We start from the raw sequence: 18294 nt of genomic DNA, 5'->3' as shown, positions 1-18294 counted from the left end.
GTGTTCCTTGGGGAAATCGGGCATTCAGGGGCGAGACGTGCCACCACGGACCATGCGGACGGCGACATCGAGCGCCACGCGCAGGCTGCCGGCCTCGGCCCGGCCGCTTCCGGCCAGATCGAGCGCCGTGCCGTGATCCACGGAAGTGCGAATCAACGGCAAGCCCAGGGTCACGTTGGCGGCCTCGCCAAAACCGGCGTACTTCAGTACCGGCAGGCCCTGGTCGTGGTACATGGCCAACACCGCATCGGCATCGGCCAGATGGCGCGGCGTGAACAGGGTATCGGCGGGCAGGGGGCCGACGAGGTCCAGGCCCTCGCCGCGCATCGCCGCGAGTGTCGGCGCGATGATATCACGCTCCTCCACGCCCAGATGGCCATCTTCACCGGCATGCGGGTTGAGACCGCAGACCAGGATGCGTGGCCGCGCGATGCCGAAGCGGCGCCGCAGGTCCGCCTCGAGGATCGTCAGCACGCGCCGCAGCCCGCCGGCGTCGATGGCATCGGCCACCGCACGCAAGGGCAGGTGCGTCGTGGCCAGCGCCACGCGCAATGCCGGTTCGGTGCGCTCGGTGGCCAGCAGCATGACTACCTCATCGACATCGCAGGCATCGCGCAGATACTCGGTATGGCCGGTGAAGTCGGGATAGCCGCCTTCGATGATGGCCCCCTTGTGCAAGGGAGCGGTCACCATGGCATCGGCGCGCCCCTGGCGACACGCGGCGATGGCGACATCGAGCGTCTCGAGCACATAGCCGGCATTGGCAGGATCGAGGCGCCCGGCCTCCACCGGTGCGCGCAGGGCCACGGGCCACACCGGCAGCACCCCGTCGCGGGGGGACGGCACCGGGTCGCCGTCGGTGAGCGGCACGATGCGTACGTCAAGCGCCAGGCGCGCGGCACGCGCGGCCAGCAATGCCGGATCGCCGACCGCCACGACACGTGCTTCGAGCGTCCCCCACGACGCGGCCAGGGCCAGCGTCAGATCCGGCCCGATCCCCGCGGGCTCCCCCGTGGTCAGGGCCAGTAGCGGGGAGGAGGCCATCACTGGCGGCCGTCTTCCAGGCGGTTGTCGATATAGGCCCCGGAGCGGATTTCCTGCGTCCAGGCTTCCATCTCGTCGCTCACCTTGCGCTGGAACAGCGTCTGACGAATCTGCTCGCGCTGCGCGTCGCGGGTCACGTCCTGACGACGCCGATCCTCGAGTTCGATCACGTGGTACCCGAAGCGTGAACGTACCGGCTGCGACAGTTCACCGACATCCAGCGCTTTCACGGCATCTTCGAACGCCGGCACCATCTGGCCGGGACGCGTCCAGCCCAGCTCGCCGCCGTCGAGGGCGCTGCCATCGTCGTCGCTGTATTCCTGTGCCAGCGCGGCGAAACTCTCGCCATTGGCGATACGCTGACGTATGTCGCGGGCCAGCGCTTCGGCCTGCTGATCGTTGCGGTTCGGGTTGGTGCCGATCAGGATATGGCGCACACGGTTCTCGGTGACCACGCGCTTCTGCTCGCCCTGCTGGCCACGCGTATCGATCAGCTTGACCAGATGGAAGCCGCTGGGGCTGCGAATGGGCTCGCTGACCTCGCCGTTGGATAGCGTGGGCACCACGTCGGCGAACAGGCTGGGCAGCTGATCGCCACGCCGCCACCCGAGGTCGCCGCCCGACAGCGCCTGCTGGCCGTCGGACTCGGCCGTCGCGAGCTGCGCGAAGTTGGCGCCATTCTGCAACTGCCGATACAAGTCACGCACCTTGGCCTGTGCCTGCTCGACCTGCTCGGGCGTGGGCGACTCGGGCACCGAGACGAGAATGTGGGCGAGATGATACGCGGTATCGGCGGTCTCGCCTTGCTGATCGAGGTAACGTTCCACTTCGCGGTCGGTGACGTTGACGCGGCTCGCGACCTGGCTCTGCTGTACCTGACGCAACAGCATCTCGCGACGCACCTGCTCGCGCATCGAGGCCAGGGACATGCCATCTTCCTCGAGGGCATCGGCGAACTCGTCCATCGACATGCCGTTGTCCTCGGCGATACCCCGCACGGTCGCGTTGAGCTGGGTATCGTCGATGCTCAAGTTGGCGCGCTCGGCCATCTGCAGCTGAATCTGCTCAAGAATCATGCGGTCGAGCACCTGGCGTCGCAGATCCGCCTCGTTCGGCGCGGGAACGTTGCGGCTCGCCATTTGGCGGCGCACCTGCGTGACGCGATCCTCGAGCTGGCTCTGCATGATCGCATCCTTGTTGACGACCGCCACGATGCGGTCCAGCGGCTGGGGCTGCGCCGACGCCATCGATGGCGCCATCGCCACCAGCAGCATGAAGCCCAGAAAGGCGAACGATCTCAAGCGCATGAAGTCCTCTCTACGTTACTGTCTTGTGGTCGGCGCGAGCACCGACGGTGAATACCTGCCAGCGTGGTTCAGAAGCGCGTCGCCCGGTAGCCGGGAATCGCTTCCTCGAAGTAGGTGTCGGCTTCCTGGCCGACGCCACCCAGACCCTTGAACACGAAACGCAAGAATACGCCGCGGTCCGTATAGTCGTCATCGATGGTATTGGCGGTGTCGTTGTCCTCGATCCATTCACGCCAGACCAGCTGCACCGCCGAACAGCAGTCATTGAACTGCACCCCCGCCAGTTGCTCCATGGCACGGTCGTTGGTGTTGTCGTACAAGAAACGGCCGATCAGGTCCAGGCTCGGCGTCGCCTGGTAGGCGAAGGACACGTCGTAATCCTCGCGGTTGTAGCCCAGGCGATCCTCGGCATCATCCGCCGGCTCGAACCCTTCGAGTTGCCAACTGTAGCCAAGGTTCAACACATGCCCCGCGGGATCGTTGTATTGCAGGTACGCCGAGGCCTTTTCGGTCACGCTGCGGTCGGCATCGTAAAACCAGGCATAACGGCTACGCCAGCGTTCGCTGATCCGCCAGTCGAGCTGCGTGATCACCGGCGAACGATCCCGCGTGGCGTTGTACCAGTCCTGATAGTTGCGTTCCTTGTTCGGCAAGGTGTCCGGATCGCCGTTCATGTCGATGTTGCGATCGGAGAAGTAGCTGCTCTGCCCCACCGACAGCGACAGGCGCTCGCGCCCGGTATCGTCTTCCAGGAAGCGTGTCGAGGCGCCGTAGGACAGCTTGTTGACATCTCCCAGACGATCGGCGCCGGTGAAGCGGTAAGGGGACCACAGCTGCCCCCAGGACACGGCCCGCTCGCTGGTATCGAAGTCGGGGAAATCGCTCTGGTCGCGCTCCGGCACATAGGCGTAATAAAGCCGTGGCTCCAGCGTCTGGCGCCAGTCGCTACCGAACAGCGAGGTATCGCGCTCGAAGATCAATCCCGAATCCATCGAGAGGACCGGCGCCACCAGCGAGGGGTTCTCGTCGCGGTCGGTCTGCCGGTTGCCGTAATCGAGCTGGTAGCTCGACTGCCAGAGCTGCGCGCGCGGCTCGAGAAAGCCCCAACTGGGCTCGGCCCGCCATCCCAGGGCCGGCGTCAGATGCAAGCGCGACCCGTTGGCGGCCTCGCGCAGCGGAATGGTGCGCCGATTGCCGGTTTCCTCGTCCGTCCAGCGTCCCTGGCTGTCGACGCCGTGGAGATCGCGCCAGAAATAGGTCGCGTTGGAATTCCACTCCTGATAGAAGCCGCTGTCCTGGCGCCAGCGGGCGTCGGCGCTCAGGCTCGGCAGGCGGTAGAACGGCTTGTCGTCCTCGTCGAGCGGGTAATCGAGCTTCTGGTAGCCCTGCGCGCGCGCGTCCAGTCGCCAGGTATCGCCGCGATAGGTCGTACGTGCCAGGCGCAGCAGATGATCGGTATCCTGCTCGGCGAAATCGCGCCCGAAGTCATCGAAGTAACGACCGTCGCTCGCCGCCCCGTAGGCCAGCTGATAGTCCAGGCGCGGCGAGAAACGCCCCGCATGGCGATAGTCGATGTACCAGCGCGACTCATCCTCGAAGGCATCGTCGGGATCGTTGGGGTTGTCGCTGGCGCCGCCCTTGTCGCTGGCCAGGTACGCCCCCTCGATGGTGCCCTGGTCGCTGCCGAACAGATAGCGGAATTCGCCGCCCAGCATGGTCCCATGCTCGCTCATCCAGCGCGGCGAGAGGGTGGCGTCGTAGTTGGGCGCCAGGTTGAGGTAATAAGGCTGGGTATAATCCAGTCCATCGCCCGAGAAGCCGAGCGTCGGCCACAGAAAACCGCTTTGCCGGCGGTCGTCGATGGGAAAGCGCAGCCAGGGCCAGTAGAAGACCGGCACATCGCCCATTTCCAGGCGTGCGTGCGTGGCGGTACCGAACCCTTCGGCGCGATCCAGGGTCACGTCACTGCCCACCATGCGCCACAGGCGGTTCCCCGGTTCGCAGGTGGTGAAGCTGGCATCGTCGAGACGGTAGCGGCCATCCGGCAGACGCTGCAGCTCGATCGCATCGCCGCGCACGCGTTGCTCGTGGATCACGTAGTGGGCGTTGTCGACTTGCGCGGCATCGCCGTCCAGCGCCATGCTCGCGTCACCGCCACGCACCAGCAGGCCGGGATAGCGAACCGCCGTCGGGCCTTCGGCGAAGGCTCGATCGCGCTCCGCGTTGACCCGCACGCGAGGCGCCTCGAGCTGGGTATCGTCGCGGCGCAGCACCACCTCGCCGGCGAGCACGGTGGCGCCGCCATCGCCGTAGGCGGCGGTAGCGGAATCGGTGCGCACTTGCCGGGGCGTATCACCGGCGGACAACCGATAGCCCGGTTCGACGTAACGTCCGCTGCACAGCGCGCCATTCGGCGCCTGGTCGCCCCAGGGTTGCCAATCGAGCTGCTGCGCGGGCAGGGGGGCGGGAGGCGCCGCGTGGGCAGCGCTCACCATCAAGCCTGAGAGGGCAGTCCAGAAGAGTCGCTTGCCCATGGTCCTCTGTGTCCTTGCCGAGTGGAATCGGTATTATACAGCCCCTGTCGCGTGCGTCTGCCTCGCGAAGGGCACGCGACACACGCAGATACCACGCGACGCCTCGATCGTCGACGCGATGCGACGAGGCGAAGGACGCGCCGGGGAGTCGACGCCCAGCATGCGGCGGCGAACCAGGCCCGTCAACACGCAACCCACGAGGAGCCCGCATGAACGAGCGCGCGGAGACCCTGCAACGCTGGGTCGCCCGGCAACACGACCTGCCCCTCGGCGACTGCCGACTGGAACAGGTCGCCGGCGACGCCAGCTTTCGCCATTACTACCGCCTGCACCTGCCCGACGGTACGCCGCGGGTGCTCATGGATGCACCGCCCGAACGCGAGAACAGCCGGGCCTTCGTGGACATCGCCCGCGACTGGCGCGCCGCCTCGCTCCCCGTTCCTGCCCTGCATGCGGTGGATCTCGCGGCGGGCTTCGTCGAACTCGAGGATCTCGGCGACGACGTCATGCATCAGCACCTGACCACCGAGGCCGCGGCCGACACCTGGTTCACGCGCGCCCTGGACCTGCTCGAACACGTGCAGCGCCAGGCGCCGAGTGCAGCATTGCCCGCCTACGATCGCGACCTGCTGGGGCGCGAGCTGGATCTGTTTCCCGACTGGTGCCTGTCGCGCCTGCTCGAGATTCCCGCACCGCCCGAGTGGCCCGCGCTGCGCGAGGCGCTCATCGATAGCGCCCTCGCCCAGCCCAGGGTCGCCGTTCATCGCGACTTCGACGCCATGAACCTGATGGTGCGCGACGACACGCTGTGGTTGATCGATTTCCAGGACGCCGTGCGCGGCCCTCTCAGCTACGATCTCGTCTCGCTGTTGCGCGGACGCTACCGGCTGTGGTCGCGCGAACGCATGGACGCCTTCATCGAGACCTTTCATCGGCGGGCGGTGGCGGATGGTCGGCTGCCCGCCGACAGCGACATCGCCACCTTCACGCGTCAGGTGGAGGCCATGGGCATCCAGCGCTCCCTCAAGGTGCTGGGCATCTTCTGCCGCCTGGCGCTGCGCGACGCCAAGCCACGCTACCTGGCGCGCCTGCCGCACTTTCTGGCCCACCTCCGCCACGGTCTCGAGGCAGTACCCGAGCATGCCGCTTTCCTCGCCTGGGTGGAGACGACCCTGACGCCGGCGCTGCAGCGCGCGCTCGAGCATCATGGCATCGCCCGGACGCGGGAGGAGAGCGCGTCATGAAGGCCATGATCCTCGCCGCCGGCCTCGGCACCCGCATGCGCCCCTTGACTGACCACTGCCCCAAGCCCTTGCTGACGGTGGCCGGCAAGCCGCTGATCGTGCATCACCTGGAGCGCCTGGCGGCCGCCGGCATCACCGATATCGTGATCAACGTCAGCTATCGCGCCGACCAGATCGTCGAAGCACTCGGCGACGGCCGGCGCTTCGGCGTATCCTTGACCTTCAGCCACGAGACCACGCCGCTGGAGACGGCCGGGGGCTTGCGACACGCCCTGCCCGCCCTGGGCGATGCGCCCTTTCTGCTGCTCAATGGCGACGTCTGGAGCGATATCGACCTGGCGACGCTTCCCCGCCTCGGCGACGATCTCGCCCACCTGATCCTGGTCGACAACCCCGTGCACCATGCCCGAGGCGATTTCGCCCTGGACGAGAACGGTCGCGTGCGGCTCGATGGCGCTGCCTGCCTGACCTATGCGGGCCTGGCGATACTCGACCCCGCGCTGGTCGCCGGATTGCCGGACGACGTCCCGGCAAAACTGGCACCCTTGCTGCGCGAGGCCATCGTGGAAGACCGCGTGGGCGGCACGCACCATCGCGGCGGCTGGGTGGATGTAGGCACGCCCGAGCGCCTCGCGACCCTGGACGAGCATCTGCGTGGCGTTTGATATCGTCGCGGAATGTCCCCACATTGGAGGACGCCCGTGACGCGCGGTCCGCGCCCGGACGCACCGCTTCCTGAAGCGCCCGCACAGACGCCACCTCTTGACGCCGCGCGCGGGCGCGGCACCCTGTAACGCCGCCCGAATCGGCGGCCCATGCACGACAGACGAGGACACCCAATCAATGAAAGCCAGCATCAAGTGGACCGACGGTCGCCAGTTCGTCGCCGAAGCCGGCAGTGGACACAGCGTCGTGATCGACGGCAACCCGGAAAACGGCGGTCGCAATACCGGACCACGCCCCATGGAAATGATGCTCATGGGACTTGGAGGCTGCACCTCGTTCGATGTCATGCAGATTCTCGACAAGTCCCGGGCACCGGTGACGGACTGCGTGGCAAGCGTCGAGGCCGAACGTGCCGAGGGCACTCCGGCGGTGTTCACCAAGATTCACGTGCATTTCACGGTGACCGGCCATGGTCTCAAGGAAGCCCAGGTCAAGCGCGCGGTGGAACTCTCCGCCGACAAGTACTGCAGCGCCTCGATCATGCTCGCCCGCGGCGGCGTCGAGATGACGCACTCCTACGAAATCGTCGAGGCGTGACGCACTCCACGGCGGCATCGAACACGGCGACCTGAAAGATATTGCAATCGACAGATGCGCCGGTCATGGCGGATGTGCATAATACGCGCCTTCCTTCATACGCATCTGCTCGGGTTCCGGCGCCTGTTCGTCGGGTTCAGTATCAACCTGCCAACTGGGAGGCTCGGACGTGACCGATAATCTCCGACTCCACGGGTTCAACAACCTGACCAGCTCGCTGAGCTTCAACATCTACGATATCTGCTATGCCAAGACGGAAGAGCAGCGCAAGGCGTACATCGATTACATCGACGAGCTTTATAACGCCGAACGCCTGACGCAGATCCTCAAGGACGTCACCAATATCATCGGTGCGCACGTGCTCAATATCTCGCGTCAGGATTACGAGCCCCACGGCGCCAGCGTGACCATCCTCATCGCCGAGCACGAACTCGACGAGCACGACCCGGAACATATCGAACCGGGACCGGGGCCGCTCCCCCAGACCGTGCTGGGCCACCTCGACAAGAGCCACGTCACGGTGCATACCTATCCGGAATCGCACCCCGACAACGGCATCAGCACCTTTCGCCTGGACATCGACGTGTCCACCTGCGGCATGATCAGCCCGCTCAAGGCGCTCAACTACCTCATTCACAGTTTCGATTCCGATATCGTGACCACGGATTATCGCGTGCGTGGCTTCACCCGCGATGTCGACGGGCGCAAGCTGTTCATCGATCACGACATCACGTCCATCCAGGATTACCTGGCGGAAGACACCAAGCGTGCCTACCAGATGGTCGACGTCAACGTCTATCAGGAAAACATGTTTCACACCAAGATGTTGCTGAAGGACTTCGACCTCGACAATTATCTGTTCGGCAGCACGCGCCGCGACCTCACCTTCGAGGAAGCCCGCGACATCGAGGATCGCCTCCGCAAGGAGATGCTGGAGATCTTCTACTCGCGCAACCTCGACTGACACCGGGGACGCGCGATCGCAAGCGCGCTGTAGACGAAAAAGAAGCGGGAAAAACACATCGCCCCTGTCGGCAAGGCAACCGACAGGGGCGATGTCGTGTCCGGCCGCGCGTCAAAGCGTATAGACGGACTTGGTCATCACCTTGGACATCAGGCGCATGCCCAGCTTGAGCGGCGCGGGAAAGCGGGCCCCGCCCGCCTCCAGCGCCCAGCGTTCGTGGTGCGCTTCATCGGTACGCATCTGTTCGAGCACCGCCCGCGAGCGACGATCCCCCATCGGCAGCTTGTGCATGTGATCGTCGAGATGGCGGCCGACCTGTTCTTCGGTGGCGGCGACGAACCCCAGACTGATGTTGTCGCCCAGCTTGCCGGCCAACGCGCCCATGCCGAACGAGGCCGCATAGAACGCCGGGTTGAGATAGCTGGTGCGGCTGTCGAGCTCGCGCAGACGCTCGTCGCACCAGGCCAGGTGATCGATCTCCTCGGCCGCGGCCTGCTCCATCTGGTCGCGGGTTTCATGCAGCTTGGCGGTCAGCCCCTGTCCTTGATAGAGCGCCTGGGCACACACCTCGCCGGTGTGATTGATGCGCATCAAGCCCGCGGCATGACGACGCTCGGCATCGCTCATCGCCTTATCCTGCGTGCCCGCGGCGGGATTCGCCCGCGAGGCGGTGGCAGCATGCGGCACGAGGGTGCGCAAGATGGTATCGAACTGATGGATCAAGTAGTCGGTACGGGACAGCTGACGGGACATGAGACGTATTACTCCATGCGTCGAACCGTAAAGGGAAAACGCGCGGGCATCAGAAAACCGGGCCACTCGTCGAGCGGCCCGGCAGCATCGATGCGTCCATCGCTCGGAAGACACGCGCACGGCGCTGGCGCGTGACGGTCAGCCCGCTGGCCAAGTGAAGCGACGACCGCCCATCAGATGCATATGAATATGATAGACCGACTGTCCGCCGTGGTCATTGCAATTCATCACCACGCGGTAGCCGTCCTCGGCAAACCCCAGCTCGCGGGCCAGCGTGGCGGCGGTGTGCTGCAGCCGGCCGACCAGGGTCAGATCCTCCGGCGTGATGTCGTTGAGCGTGGCGATGTGTTTCTTGGGGATGATCAGTACATGGGTCGGCGCTTGCGGGTTGATGTCGTTGAACGCCAGCACGTGTTCATCCTCGTAGACGACATCGGGCTCGATGTCGCGATTCACCATCTTGCAGAACAGGCACTCCATGAGGCTTCCTCTTCGAAAATCGATGTCGGTAACCGTCTAGCGGAAACGGCGTTGATCCAGCAGTTGCGTCACCAGCGGCGACAGAATCAAGTCCATGGCCAGGGACATGCGCGCGCCCGGCACCACCAGGGTGTGCGGACGCGTCATGAAGGAGTCGCGAATCATCGTCAGCAGATAGGGAAAGTCCACCGAGTGCGGATCGCGAAAGCGGATCACCACCATGGATTCGGCGTCGGTGGGAATGTCCTGCACCTCGAAGGGGTTGGACGTATCCACCGTCGGTACACGCTGGAAGTTGATATGACTGCGCGAGAACTGCGGCTGGATGTAGCGCACGTAATCGTTCATGCGCCCCAGAATGGTGTCGATGACCGACTCCTGGGAATGCCCGCGCAGCTTGGTGTCGCGATGGATCTTCTGTATCCATTCGAGGTTCATGGTCGGCGCCACGCCCACCAGCAGGTCGACGTGCTTGGCGATGTCGTACTCGTGGGTCACCAGCCCGCCATGCAACCCTTCATAGAACAACAGGTCGGTACCGCCGGGCAGCGGCTCCCACTCGGTGAACGTGCCGACCTGGCACCCGGCCTCGATGCGCTGCTTGTCCTCGGCGTGGATATAGTGCCGGTGCATCCCCACGCCCAGGTCGCCGTATTCCTGAAACAGTCCCTCGAGGCGGTCGAGCAGGTTGGCTTCCACCGCGAAATGCGACAGCTCGGCCTTGCGGCTGGGTTCCTCGGCGAAGATGCGCGCCAGCTCGTCCCGGGTGTAGCGGTGAAAGGCATCGCCATCCACGAACGCCGCGTGAATGTCCTCGCGCGCGAACATGCGCTCGAACGTCCGCTTGACGGTGGTGGTGCCAGCGCCCGAAGAGCCGGTCACCGCGATGATCGGATACTCACGCGACATGCCGCGTCTCCCTGTATCGCGTAGGGCCTGACCCGTGGCCCGTCATGCCGGCCGCGCGGCCGGCGATGCTCGATCGTACCGGTTCCATGTCGCGTCACCCTGCTCGTCGCTCTAGATTGGCGGGCGTGATGCCCCGTGCCCTCAGGTGTTGGCGTCGCGCTCTCGCGCCACGGCGCGATGCGCGATGTCGCGACGATACAGCGCATCCTGCCAATGAATCGCCGCGACCCCTTCGTAGGCATGCTCGCGCGCCACCGTGACGCGCGCGCCCAAGGCCGTCACACATAGCACGCGACCGCCGCTGGTCACGACTCGACCATCGTCGCGCAGGGCGGTCCCGGCATGGAAGACCTTGCATCCCACGGCCTCGGCACCGTCGAGCCCCTCGATGACGTCGCCCTTGCGATAATCACCGGGATAGCCCCCCGCCGCCATGACCACGCCCACCGCCGCGCGGGTATCCCAGTCGCACTGCTGGGAGGCGAGCTGCCCGCGGGTCGCGGCCAGGCAGAGCCCCACCAGGTCCGACTTCAAGCGCAGCAGGATCGGCTGGGTTTCCGGATCGCCGAAACGGCAATTGTACTCGATCACCTTGGGCGCACCTTGCGGGGAGATCATCAAGCCGGCGTACAGAAAGCCGGTATAGGGGTGTCCCTCTTCGGCCATGCCGCGCACGGTGGGCAGTATGACCTCGTCCATGATGCGTTTCTCGACCTCCCGGGTCACCACCGGCGCCGGCGAGTAGGCGCCCATGCCGCCGGTGTTGGGTCCGGTGTCGCCATCTCCGGCACGCTTGTGGTCCTGACTGGTGGCCATGGGCAGCACGTGTTCGCCGTCCACCATGACGATGAAGCTGGCTTCCTCGCCTTCCAGAAACTCCTCGATCACCACCCGGGCGCCGGCGTCACCGAAGGCGTTGCCGGCCAGGATGTCGCGCACCGCCGTCTCGGCCTCCGCCTCGCTCATGGCGACGATCACGCCCTTGCCGGCAGCGAGCCCGTCGGCCTTGATGACGATCGGCGCCCCCTGCTCGCGCACGTAGGCCAGCGCCGGCTCGACGTCGCTGAAGGTGGCGTAGGCCGCGGTGGGAATCGCATGCCGGGCGAGGAAATCCTTGGCGAAGGCCTTGGATCCCTCCAGCTGGGCGGCGGCCTGTGTCGGGCCGAAGATCGCCAGCCCTGCGGCCCGGAAACGATCGACCACGCCTTCGACCAGCGGAGCCTCGGGGCCGACAATGGTCAGGTCGACGCCGTTGTCTCTCGCGAACGCCTCCAGACCGGCAAGGTCCGTGGCGTCGATCGCCACGTTGGTGAGCTTCGACTCACGCGCGGTGCCGGCGTTGCCCGGCGCCACGAAAACGGCGTCGACGCGCGGGGATTGGGCTGCCTTCCAGGCGAGAGCGTGCTCGCGGCCACCGCCGCCGATGATCAAAACCTTCATCTGGATACGACCTTATGGAGCTATGACGAAAATGATCCGACTATTATGTCAGAAAGCGCGCGCCGCGACAGACCAGCCCTCAGCGCTCGGTGTCGTCGTCGCGCGTCTGGTGCTGGCGCATCATGCGCTGCCAGAAACGCAGGTTGTCCTCGGCCAGCTCGCGCATCGTCTCCACCGGCGAGTGGCGTATCGCCTGCTGCCATTGATCCTGCATGCGACGCTGCTGCTCCAGCATCAATTGCGTGCCCTGTTCGAGATAGCGCGCCAGCGGCAAGGGCTGCGCCATGGCGTAGATACGGATCAATTGCTCCAGCAGCGCGTTGGAGAAGACATCGGCGTCGTTGTCGTGACGCTGCTCCTGCTCGGTGATGATCGACAGCAGGATGGTACGCGTCAGATCCTCGCCGCTCTTGGCATCCTCGACCCGAAACGCTTCCTCTTCGAGCACCAGGTGGCGCAAGTCTTCCAGCGTCACATAGCGACTCTGCTGCGTATCGTAGAGTCGCCGATTGGCATATTTGCGTATCACGCGCACGGCGGATTCCTTACGGTGGCTTTATTGCATTGTGCACCGACGACCGCCCAGCGCAAGCCAGCCGCGACAGCACACGACCACGATAGTAAAATGTGCCCACCACTGGTGGAGCCCACATGAACCTCATTCTGTTCGACGACCGCGATCGACTCGACACCCGACACGTCCGTCTGAGCGACCCCGAACGCCTGCGTCATCTGCGCGACGTGCAACGCGCCGAACCCGGCGACGAACTCAGCGTCGGCCTTCTGGGCGGTCGCTGGGGGCGCGGCCGACTGTTGTCGCTGGATGCCGCCGGCGCCGTCTTCGAGATCCACCTGGACCGCGATCCCCCCGCGCCCCTGCCCGTGCATCTGCTGCTGGCGTTGCCTCGCCCCCGCATGCTGGCACGCACCCTGGAACATGTCACCGCCCTGGGCGTGAAACGCCTGACGCTGCTGCATACTCGACGCGTCGAAAAAAGCTACTGGCAGTCCCCCGAGCTCAGGCCCGAGAAGATCCGGCATCACCTGCTGCTCGGTCTCGAGCAGGCTCGCGATACGCAATTGCCGCATCTGGATTTCGAGCCCCGTTTCAAGCCGTTCATCGAGGACCGCCTTCCTGGGCAACTGGCCGGCCGCCGTGCCCTGATTGCCCACCCCGGCATGGCCGAGACCTGCCCGCGAGGCCTCGCCGAACCGGTCACGCTGGCAGTCGGCCCCGAGGGAGGCTTCATCCCTTACGAAGTCGAACGCCTGCAGGCCCTGGGCTTCACCGGCGTCCACCTGGGCGAGCGCATCCTGCGCGTAGAAACCGCCGTGACCGCGCTGCTCGCACGACTTTTCTAGCCGGACGAGCCTTCCGTGCGGCTCGCTCTCCTGACTTGTCTTCGGTTTGCTTATTCACGCACCGGATTGGTTCCTGCCTAAAAGCTCGTCCAATACTGTCGATACTGGCTGCAATGCCGTCAGCAACTCGACGTGCCATGCAAGCATCCTCTGAATCACCAGCGACTCGCCCAGAGTTCGACCAAGAAAAAAAGGAACGCAGGAGATGGCCTTATTCCGTTCGCCGCCGCCCCATGCCACCGTGCTCGACGCCATTCACCGCGCCATGGCCGTCATCGAGTTCTCGCCCGAGGGTCGCATTCTCTCTGCCAATGCCAACTTTCTCGAGGCCACCGGATATCGTGCCGATGACCTGATCGGCGAGCATCATCGTCGCCTCTGCGCCCCCGATCTGGCCGCGAGCCACGAGTATGCAGCCTTCTGGGAGCGGCTGCGGCAAGGCGAATTCATTGCCGGGCGCTTCAAGCGCCGGACCCGGGACGGCCAGCCTCTCTGGCTGGAAGCGTCGTACAGTCCGATCTGCGACCGTCACGGCAAGGTGGTTCGCGTGGTCAAGACAGCGACCGATATCACCGCACGAGTGCGCGACGAACAGGAGATGAACAGTCGGCTCAACGCCATCGACCGGGCCATGGCGGTCATCGAGTTCACGCCGGACGGGCACATCCTGACTGCCAACGACAATTTCCTGAACACGGTGGGCTACACCCTCGACGAGATCCGCGGCGTCCACCACCGGATCTTCTGCGCGCAGGACTATGCCGCCAGCCAGGAATACCGCGATTTCTGGGCTCATCTGAACGCCGGTGAGTTCCTGTCGGGGCAGTTCCAGCGTCTCGACCGGCAAGGCCGGACACTGTGGCTCGAGGCGAGCTACAACCCGGTCTTCGATGCCGAGGGGCGGTTGTACAAGGTGGTCAAGTTCGCCACCGACATCACCGACCGCGTGACGCGAGAAGACGAAAGCGCGCGCATGGCCTATCGCATCTCGTCGAACACGGAAACCTCCGCCAACGACGGCTCGCGCATCATCAACGACACCGTCACCGAGATTCGGCGTATCGCCGATCAAGTCGCCACCACGTCGCAACAGCTCGCAACCCTCGAGCAGCGCTCCGCCGACATCAACGCGGTGATCGAAAGCATTCACGACATCGCCGAGCAGACCAATCTGCTGGCGCTCAACGCCGCCATCGAGGCGGCACGCGCCGGCGAGCATGGTCGTGGCTTCGCGGTGGTCTCCCACGAAGTACGCCAGCTGTCGATACGCACCTCGCAAGCCACCCGCGACATCACCGCCACCATTGCCAGCCTGCGCGATCTCACCCAGGAAGTGAACGGTGGCATGCAGGCCTGCCTGGGCAGCGTGGAGAACGGCGTCCGCATGGCGGGGGAAGCAGGACACGCCATCGATAAAATTCGTGCCGGGGCCAACGACGTCGTCAGCGCCATTGCCCATGTCGCTTCTACCCGGCACCACCTCGACGCCGATCACGCCTCCACCACATCGCACGCCGCTCACGCCTGACTCTCGCCTCCTTCCCCCCTCTCCACGCACCGCCCATCACCGCAAGGTGGTGGGCCGACGATGCTGCGCGCTTAAAAACTGGACATCACCATCTTTAATGTACAACTATTGTACATATAAATCTGCTCGCTTTCTCACCACAGCCAGGTATTCTGCAACAAAAGTAAACATTCAGTAACGAATCTTTCACCATCCATGACATGGAGGTTCCATGATCCGTTTCCGCCAGCATCGCCGCGACACCGCCACGCTCGAGGCACTCGATCGCGCCACCGCCATCGTTCACTTCCATCCGGACGGAACGGTCCTCGATGCCAACGAGAATTTCCTGAAGATGACGGGATACCGTCTCGATGATCTTCAAGGGCAGCATCATCGCCTGCTGTGCGAACCGGCTCACGCACGAAGCGCCGAGTACCGCGACTTCTGGCGGCGTCTGGCGCATGGCGAGCACATGACCGGGCGCTACAAGCGCATCGGCAAGGAAGGACGGACTGTCTGGCTTGAAGCCTCGTATACGCCGATCATCGGGCGCTCGGGAGAGGTCAAGCGCGTGGTCAAGACAGCCAGCGACATCACCGACAAGGTGCGTGCCGAGAACGACATGCGCAGCCGCCTCGATGCCCTGGATCGCTCGACGGCCATCATCGAATTCACGCCCGCGGGCGATATCCTGACTGCCAACGCCAACTTCCTGGCGGCCGTGGGATATCGGCTCGAAGAGGTCGTGGGGGCACATCATCGTCTTTTCTGCGAGACCAAGTACGCCAGCAGCCAGGCATACCGAGACTTCTGGACGCGTCTCAATGCCGGAGAATTCATTGCCGGCGAGTTCAAGCGCCTCGATAGCCGGGGACGGACGCTGTGGCTCGAGGCCACCTACAACCCGGTTTTCGACGGTGACGGAAACTTGTACAAGATCATCAAGTTCGCCACCGATATCACCCAGCGCATCGAGCGCCATCAGGCGGAATCGGACAGCGCCCGCATGGCTTATCGCATTTCCACCGACACTGACGTCAGCGCAACCGACGGCGCACGCATCATCGGCGAGGCCGTCGAGGAAATCCGCCACATCGAGGCGCGGATTCGCCAGACCTCCACCGTCATCGACGAACTCACACGGCGTTCGCAGGACATCAATGCGGTCATCGAGAATATTCAGCAAATCACCGAGCAGACCAATCTGCTGGCACTCAATGCCGCCATCGAAGCGGCACGCGCGGGAGAACATGGCCGAGGGTTCGCGGTGGTCGCCCGCGAGGTGCGTGCGCTCTCGACCCGCACGGCGCACGCCACCCGCGACATCGTGTCGACGACCGATACCCTGCGTGAGCTGACCCAGCATGCCGATGCCGGGATGCGCGATTGTCTTAGCGGTGTGGAAAGCGGAGTGCGGCGTGCGGAAGAGGCCGGCAGGACGATTCAGCGCATTCGTCAGGGAGCCAATGAAGTGGTGGCCGCCATCGAGCGTTTCTCCGCGACACTGGACGACGATCGAGGAAAAGAGCCGCTCCCTCCAGCGCCGCAGGCGATCGCGGCACCTCTGCCGGCGACCGCCTGAGCGATACGCTTACCGCGCGGTTGCGTCGCGCAGTGCCTCGAGCAGTGCAGGCGTGGGAAAGCCATCCGGTATGGCGCCCTGGCTGCGTTGATAAGCGCGCAGCCCCTTGCGGGTATTGGGCCCCACGATGCCATCCGGCGAGCCGCCGGTGGAAAAGCCCAGAGCATTGAGGCGACGTTGCATTTCCTTGATCTGGGTACGCGACAACGGCTCGACCTCACGGGGCCAGCTGCCTTGAATACCATCGCCGCCGGCGATGCGCTCGGCCAGCGTCACGACCGCCAGGGCGTAACTGGTCGACGCGTTGTAGCGCATGATGGCGCGGAAATTGGGCCCCACCAGGAAGGCCGGGCCACGCGCGCCCGCCGGGGCGATCACCGAGGCCGCATCGAACGTCGGCAAGGCTCCCTCGCGTGCGGTCACGCCCTGTGCCCGCCATGCAGCGCTGGAATGACGCACCGACAGCTCGGTCTGCGAATAATCGAACCCGTCGGGCAGCATGACCTCCACCCCCCAGGGTTGTCCCGCCTGCCAGCCGGCTTCCTCGAGATAATGCGCTGTCGAGGCCATGACATCATCGATGCTGCCCCAGATGTCGCGACGACCGTCACCGTCGGCGTCAACGGCATAGGCGAGGAAACTCGACGGCAGAAACTGCGTGTGCCCCATGGCACCTGCCCAGGAGCCGCGCATGTGATCGCGGTCGATGTCACCGCTTTGCAGAATCTCCAGGGCCGCCAGCAGTTCCTCGCGGGCGAACGCCTGACGCCGCCCCTCGTACCCCAGCGTGGACAAGACATCGATGGTCGAGAAACTGCCGAAATGGCTGCCGTAATTGCTCTCCACGCCCCAGATCGCGGTCAGGATTTCGGCCGGTACGGCGTAACGCTTTTCCGCGCGCATCGCGGCGGCGCGGTGCGCAGCGAGCTTTTCGCGTCCCTGGCGAACGCGCTGCTCGGATACCGCCGTATCCAGGTAGCGCCACACCCGCTTGCTGAATTCCGGTTGAGAACGGTCGAGCTCGATGATCCGCGGTTGGAACCTCACCCCATCGAAGGCGGCAGCAAGCGTGACCTCGTCGATACCGGCGCTCGCGGCCTCCTGACGAAACGCCGCAACCCAGGCGGCGAAGTCCTGATGCGCGTCCCGGGAGGCGACCTGGCCTTCGCTGACGGTCGTCGGCGCGCTGCTGGACGACGGCGCAGCGTCGGCGGTGTCGACCGAGGCGGCATCGCTGGTCGCCACGCCTTGGCATCCCGCCAGGCAAAGGCCCAATGCGAGGCTGCAAAAGGGTCGTTTCATGTGTCGGTCCTTGATCCTGTGACGACGATAATGACGGCGCGTATCTTGCAGGAACGCGCCGCCGTGGCACACCGGCGGGCATCGCGTGCCGGCATGCGCTCATGCTACTCAGCCAGCGCGGCGGTCACCAGTCTCGAGAGCCGCTTTCCGACGACTCCGCGCCAAGGATCGTCAGCCGGGGATGCCGTGACCTGCCTTGAAACATGCATCGCTGCATCTTTCGCCACACAAGCTATAGCGGGGGTGGGAAGCGGCGTGGTACATTCGATCGATCATCTCGTTTTGGCGCCCGACGCAACCAAACATCAAGCAATACAAGCCGCTGTACGCACAGCCCCGCGCCGAAGCGTCCCGAAGGAGGAGAGACACCATGACAGGACATCACCTGCACGGCTATCTGCCGTTGCGCGCGCCCTGCCATTACGGTGCCCATCGTCTGTCACTCTTGCCAGCCGGCGATGCAACCGACCGCACCCCCGCCTGGATGCTCGCCCCGCGCGGCGTCAGACGCCCGTACCTGACGGATCCCCCCGCTTTTCGCGACTGACGTTCGCGCCACCTCCGTCCATACTCGTATCCGAGCCTCCGCCCGGCGGTATC

At 65.0% G+C, this 18294-nt stretch carries 17 protein-coding genes; 8 read left to right on the top strand and 9 right to left on the bottom strand.

Going from position 1 to position 18294, the window contains the following annotated elements; genetic code table 11:
- Positions 1–24 precede the first annotated feature (24 nt).
- The 3 genes from pdxA to ABGX75_RS07955 form a co-directional block, all read right to left on the bottom strand.
- Positions 25–1044 carry a 4-hydroxythreonine-4-phosphate dehydrogenase PdxA gene (gene pdxA / locus ABGX75_RS07965; protein ID WP_179152846.1) on the bottom strand — a complete coding sequence of 340 codons (1020 nt, stop codon included), beginning with the start codon at positions 1042–1044 and terminating at the stop codon, positions 25–27.
- Positions 1044–2351 (bottom strand): peptidylprolyl isomerase, encoded by a 1308-nt coding sequence (locus tag ABGX75_RS07960; RefSeq protein WP_301968108.1) that lies wholly within the window; start codon positions 2349–2351, stop codon positions 1044–1046. The genes pdxA and ABGX75_RS07960 overlap by 1 nt, the downstream gene beginning before the upstream one ends.
- A gap of 68 nt (positions 2352–2419) precedes the next feature.
- Positions 2420–4885, bottom strand: coding sequence for an LPS-assembly protein LptD (locus ABGX75_RS07955; protein WP_011506220.1), 2466 nt, complete (start codon positions 4883–4885; stop codon positions 2420–2422).
- A gap of 209 nt (positions 4886–5094) precedes the next feature.
- On the opposite strand from ABGX75_RS07955, the gene ABGX75_RS07950 reads away from it, so the two are divergent.
- The 4 genes from ABGX75_RS07950 (at position 5095) to speD (ending at position 8356) form a co-directional block, all read left to right on the top strand.
- A complete protein-coding gene (locus ABGX75_RS07950; RefSeq protein WP_347410683.1) occupies positions 5095–6129 on the top strand; it encodes a phosphotransferase in 1035 nt (344 codons plus the stop codon).
- Positions 6126–6794, top strand: coding sequence for an N-acetylmuramate alpha-1-phosphate uridylyltransferase MurU (murU, locus tag ABGX75_RS07945; RefSeq protein WP_011506218.1), 669 nt, complete (start codon positions 6126–6128; stop codon positions 6792–6794). The genes ABGX75_RS07950 and murU overlap by 4 nt, the downstream gene beginning before the upstream one ends.
- Before the next feature lie 178 nt (positions 6795–6972).
- Positions 6973–7392: an OsmC family protein gene (locus ABGX75_RS07940; protein ID WP_011506217.1), complete on the top strand. Its 420-nt coding sequence runs from the start codon at positions 6973–6975 to the stop codon at positions 7390–7392.
- Positions 7393–7561: 169 nt separating this feature from the next.
- Positions 7562–8356, top strand: a complete 795-nt coding sequence (speD, locus tag ABGX75_RS07935) for an adenosylmethionine decarboxylase (protein ID WP_011506216.1) — start codon at positions 7562–7564, stop codon at positions 8354–8356.
- 111 nt (positions 8357–8467) lie between these two features.
- Here speD and coq7 read toward each other — a convergent pair whose 3' ends face one another.
- The 5 genes from coq7 to phaR form a co-directional block, all read right to left on the bottom strand.
- Positions 8468–9109: a 2-polyprenyl-3-methyl-6-methoxy-1,4-benzoquinone monooxygenase gene (gene coq7 / locus ABGX75_RS07930; RefSeq protein ID WP_347410682.1), complete on the bottom strand. Its 642-nt coding sequence runs from the start codon at positions 9107–9109 to the stop codon at positions 8468–8470.
- 138 nt (positions 9110–9247) lie between these two features.
- Entirely contained in the window at positions 9248–9589 is a 342-nt protein-coding gene (locus ABGX75_RS07925; protein WP_011506214.1) for a histidine triad nucleotide-binding protein, read from the bottom strand.
- Between the two features lie 36 nt (positions 9590–9625).
- Positions 9626–10498 (bottom strand): phosphoribulokinase, encoded by an 873-nt coding sequence (locus ABGX75_RS07920; protein WP_011506213.1) that lies wholly within the window; start codon positions 10496–10498, stop codon positions 9626–9628.
- 141 nt (positions 10499–10639) lie between these two features.
- The gene (gene purD / locus ABGX75_RS07915; RefSeq protein ID WP_011506212.1) at positions 10640–11938 is read right to left on the bottom strand and encodes a phosphoribosylamine--glycine ligase; all 1299 of its coding nucleotides are present in this window, start codon (positions 11936–11938) and stop codon (positions 10640–10642) included.
- Positions 11939–12017: 79 nt separating this feature from the next.
- The gene (gene phaR, locus ABGX75_RS07910) at positions 12018–12473 is read right to left on the bottom strand and encodes a polyhydroxyalkanoate synthesis repressor PhaR (protein WP_011506211.1); all 456 of its coding nucleotides are present in this window, start codon (positions 12471–12473) and stop codon (positions 12018–12020) included.
- Between the two features lie 116 nt (positions 12474–12589).
- Here phaR and ABGX75_RS07905 point away from each other — a divergent pair, with 116 nt between their 5' ends.
- From ABGX75_RS07905 to ABGX75_RS07895, 3 genes are all read left to right on the top strand, one after another.
- A complete protein-coding gene (locus ABGX75_RS07905; RefSeq protein WP_011506210.1) occupies positions 12590–13300 on the top strand; it encodes a 16S rRNA (uracil(1498)-N(3))-methyltransferase in 711 nt (236 codons plus the stop codon).
- Positions 13301–13505: 205 nt separating this feature from the next.
- Positions 13506–14828, top strand: coding sequence for a PAS domain-containing methyl-accepting chemotaxis protein (locus ABGX75_RS07900; RefSeq protein WP_347410681.1), 1323 nt, complete (start codon positions 13506–13508; stop codon positions 14826–14828).
- Between the two features lie 211 nt (positions 14829–15039).
- Positions 15040–16392: a methyl-accepting chemotaxis protein gene (locus ABGX75_RS07895; RefSeq protein WP_110061466.1), complete on the top strand. Its 1353-nt coding sequence runs from the start codon at positions 15040–15042 to the stop codon at positions 16390–16392.
- Positions 16393–16401: 9 nt separating this feature from the next.
- On the opposite strand, the gene ABGX75_RS07890 is transcribed toward ABGX75_RS07895, so the two are convergent.
- Positions 16402–17694 carry a lytic murein transglycosylase gene (locus ABGX75_RS07890; RefSeq protein WP_347410680.1) on the bottom strand — a complete coding sequence of 431 codons (1293 nt, stop codon included), beginning with the start codon at positions 17692–17694 and terminating at the stop codon, positions 16402–16404.
- Between the two features lie 370 nt (positions 17695–18064).
- On the opposite strand from ABGX75_RS07890, the gene ABGX75_RS07885 reads away from it, so the two are divergent.
- Positions 18065–18241 carry a hypothetical protein gene (locus ABGX75_RS07885; protein WP_156961503.1) on the top strand — a complete coding sequence of 59 codons (177 nt, stop codon included), beginning with the start codon at positions 18065–18067 and terminating at the stop codon, positions 18239–18241.
- The last annotated feature ends 53 nt before the right edge of the window (positions 18242–18294 follow it).

Origin of the sequence: Chromohalobacter sp., assembly GCF_039830575.1 — a bacterium.
Lineage (GTDB): Bacteria > Pseudomonadota > Gammaproteobacteria > Pseudomonadales > Halomonadaceae > Chromohalobacter > Chromohalobacter israelensis.
The sequence above is the reverse complement of the archived record's forward strand: the minus strand, read 5'-3'. Positions and strand labels throughout refer to the sequence as shown.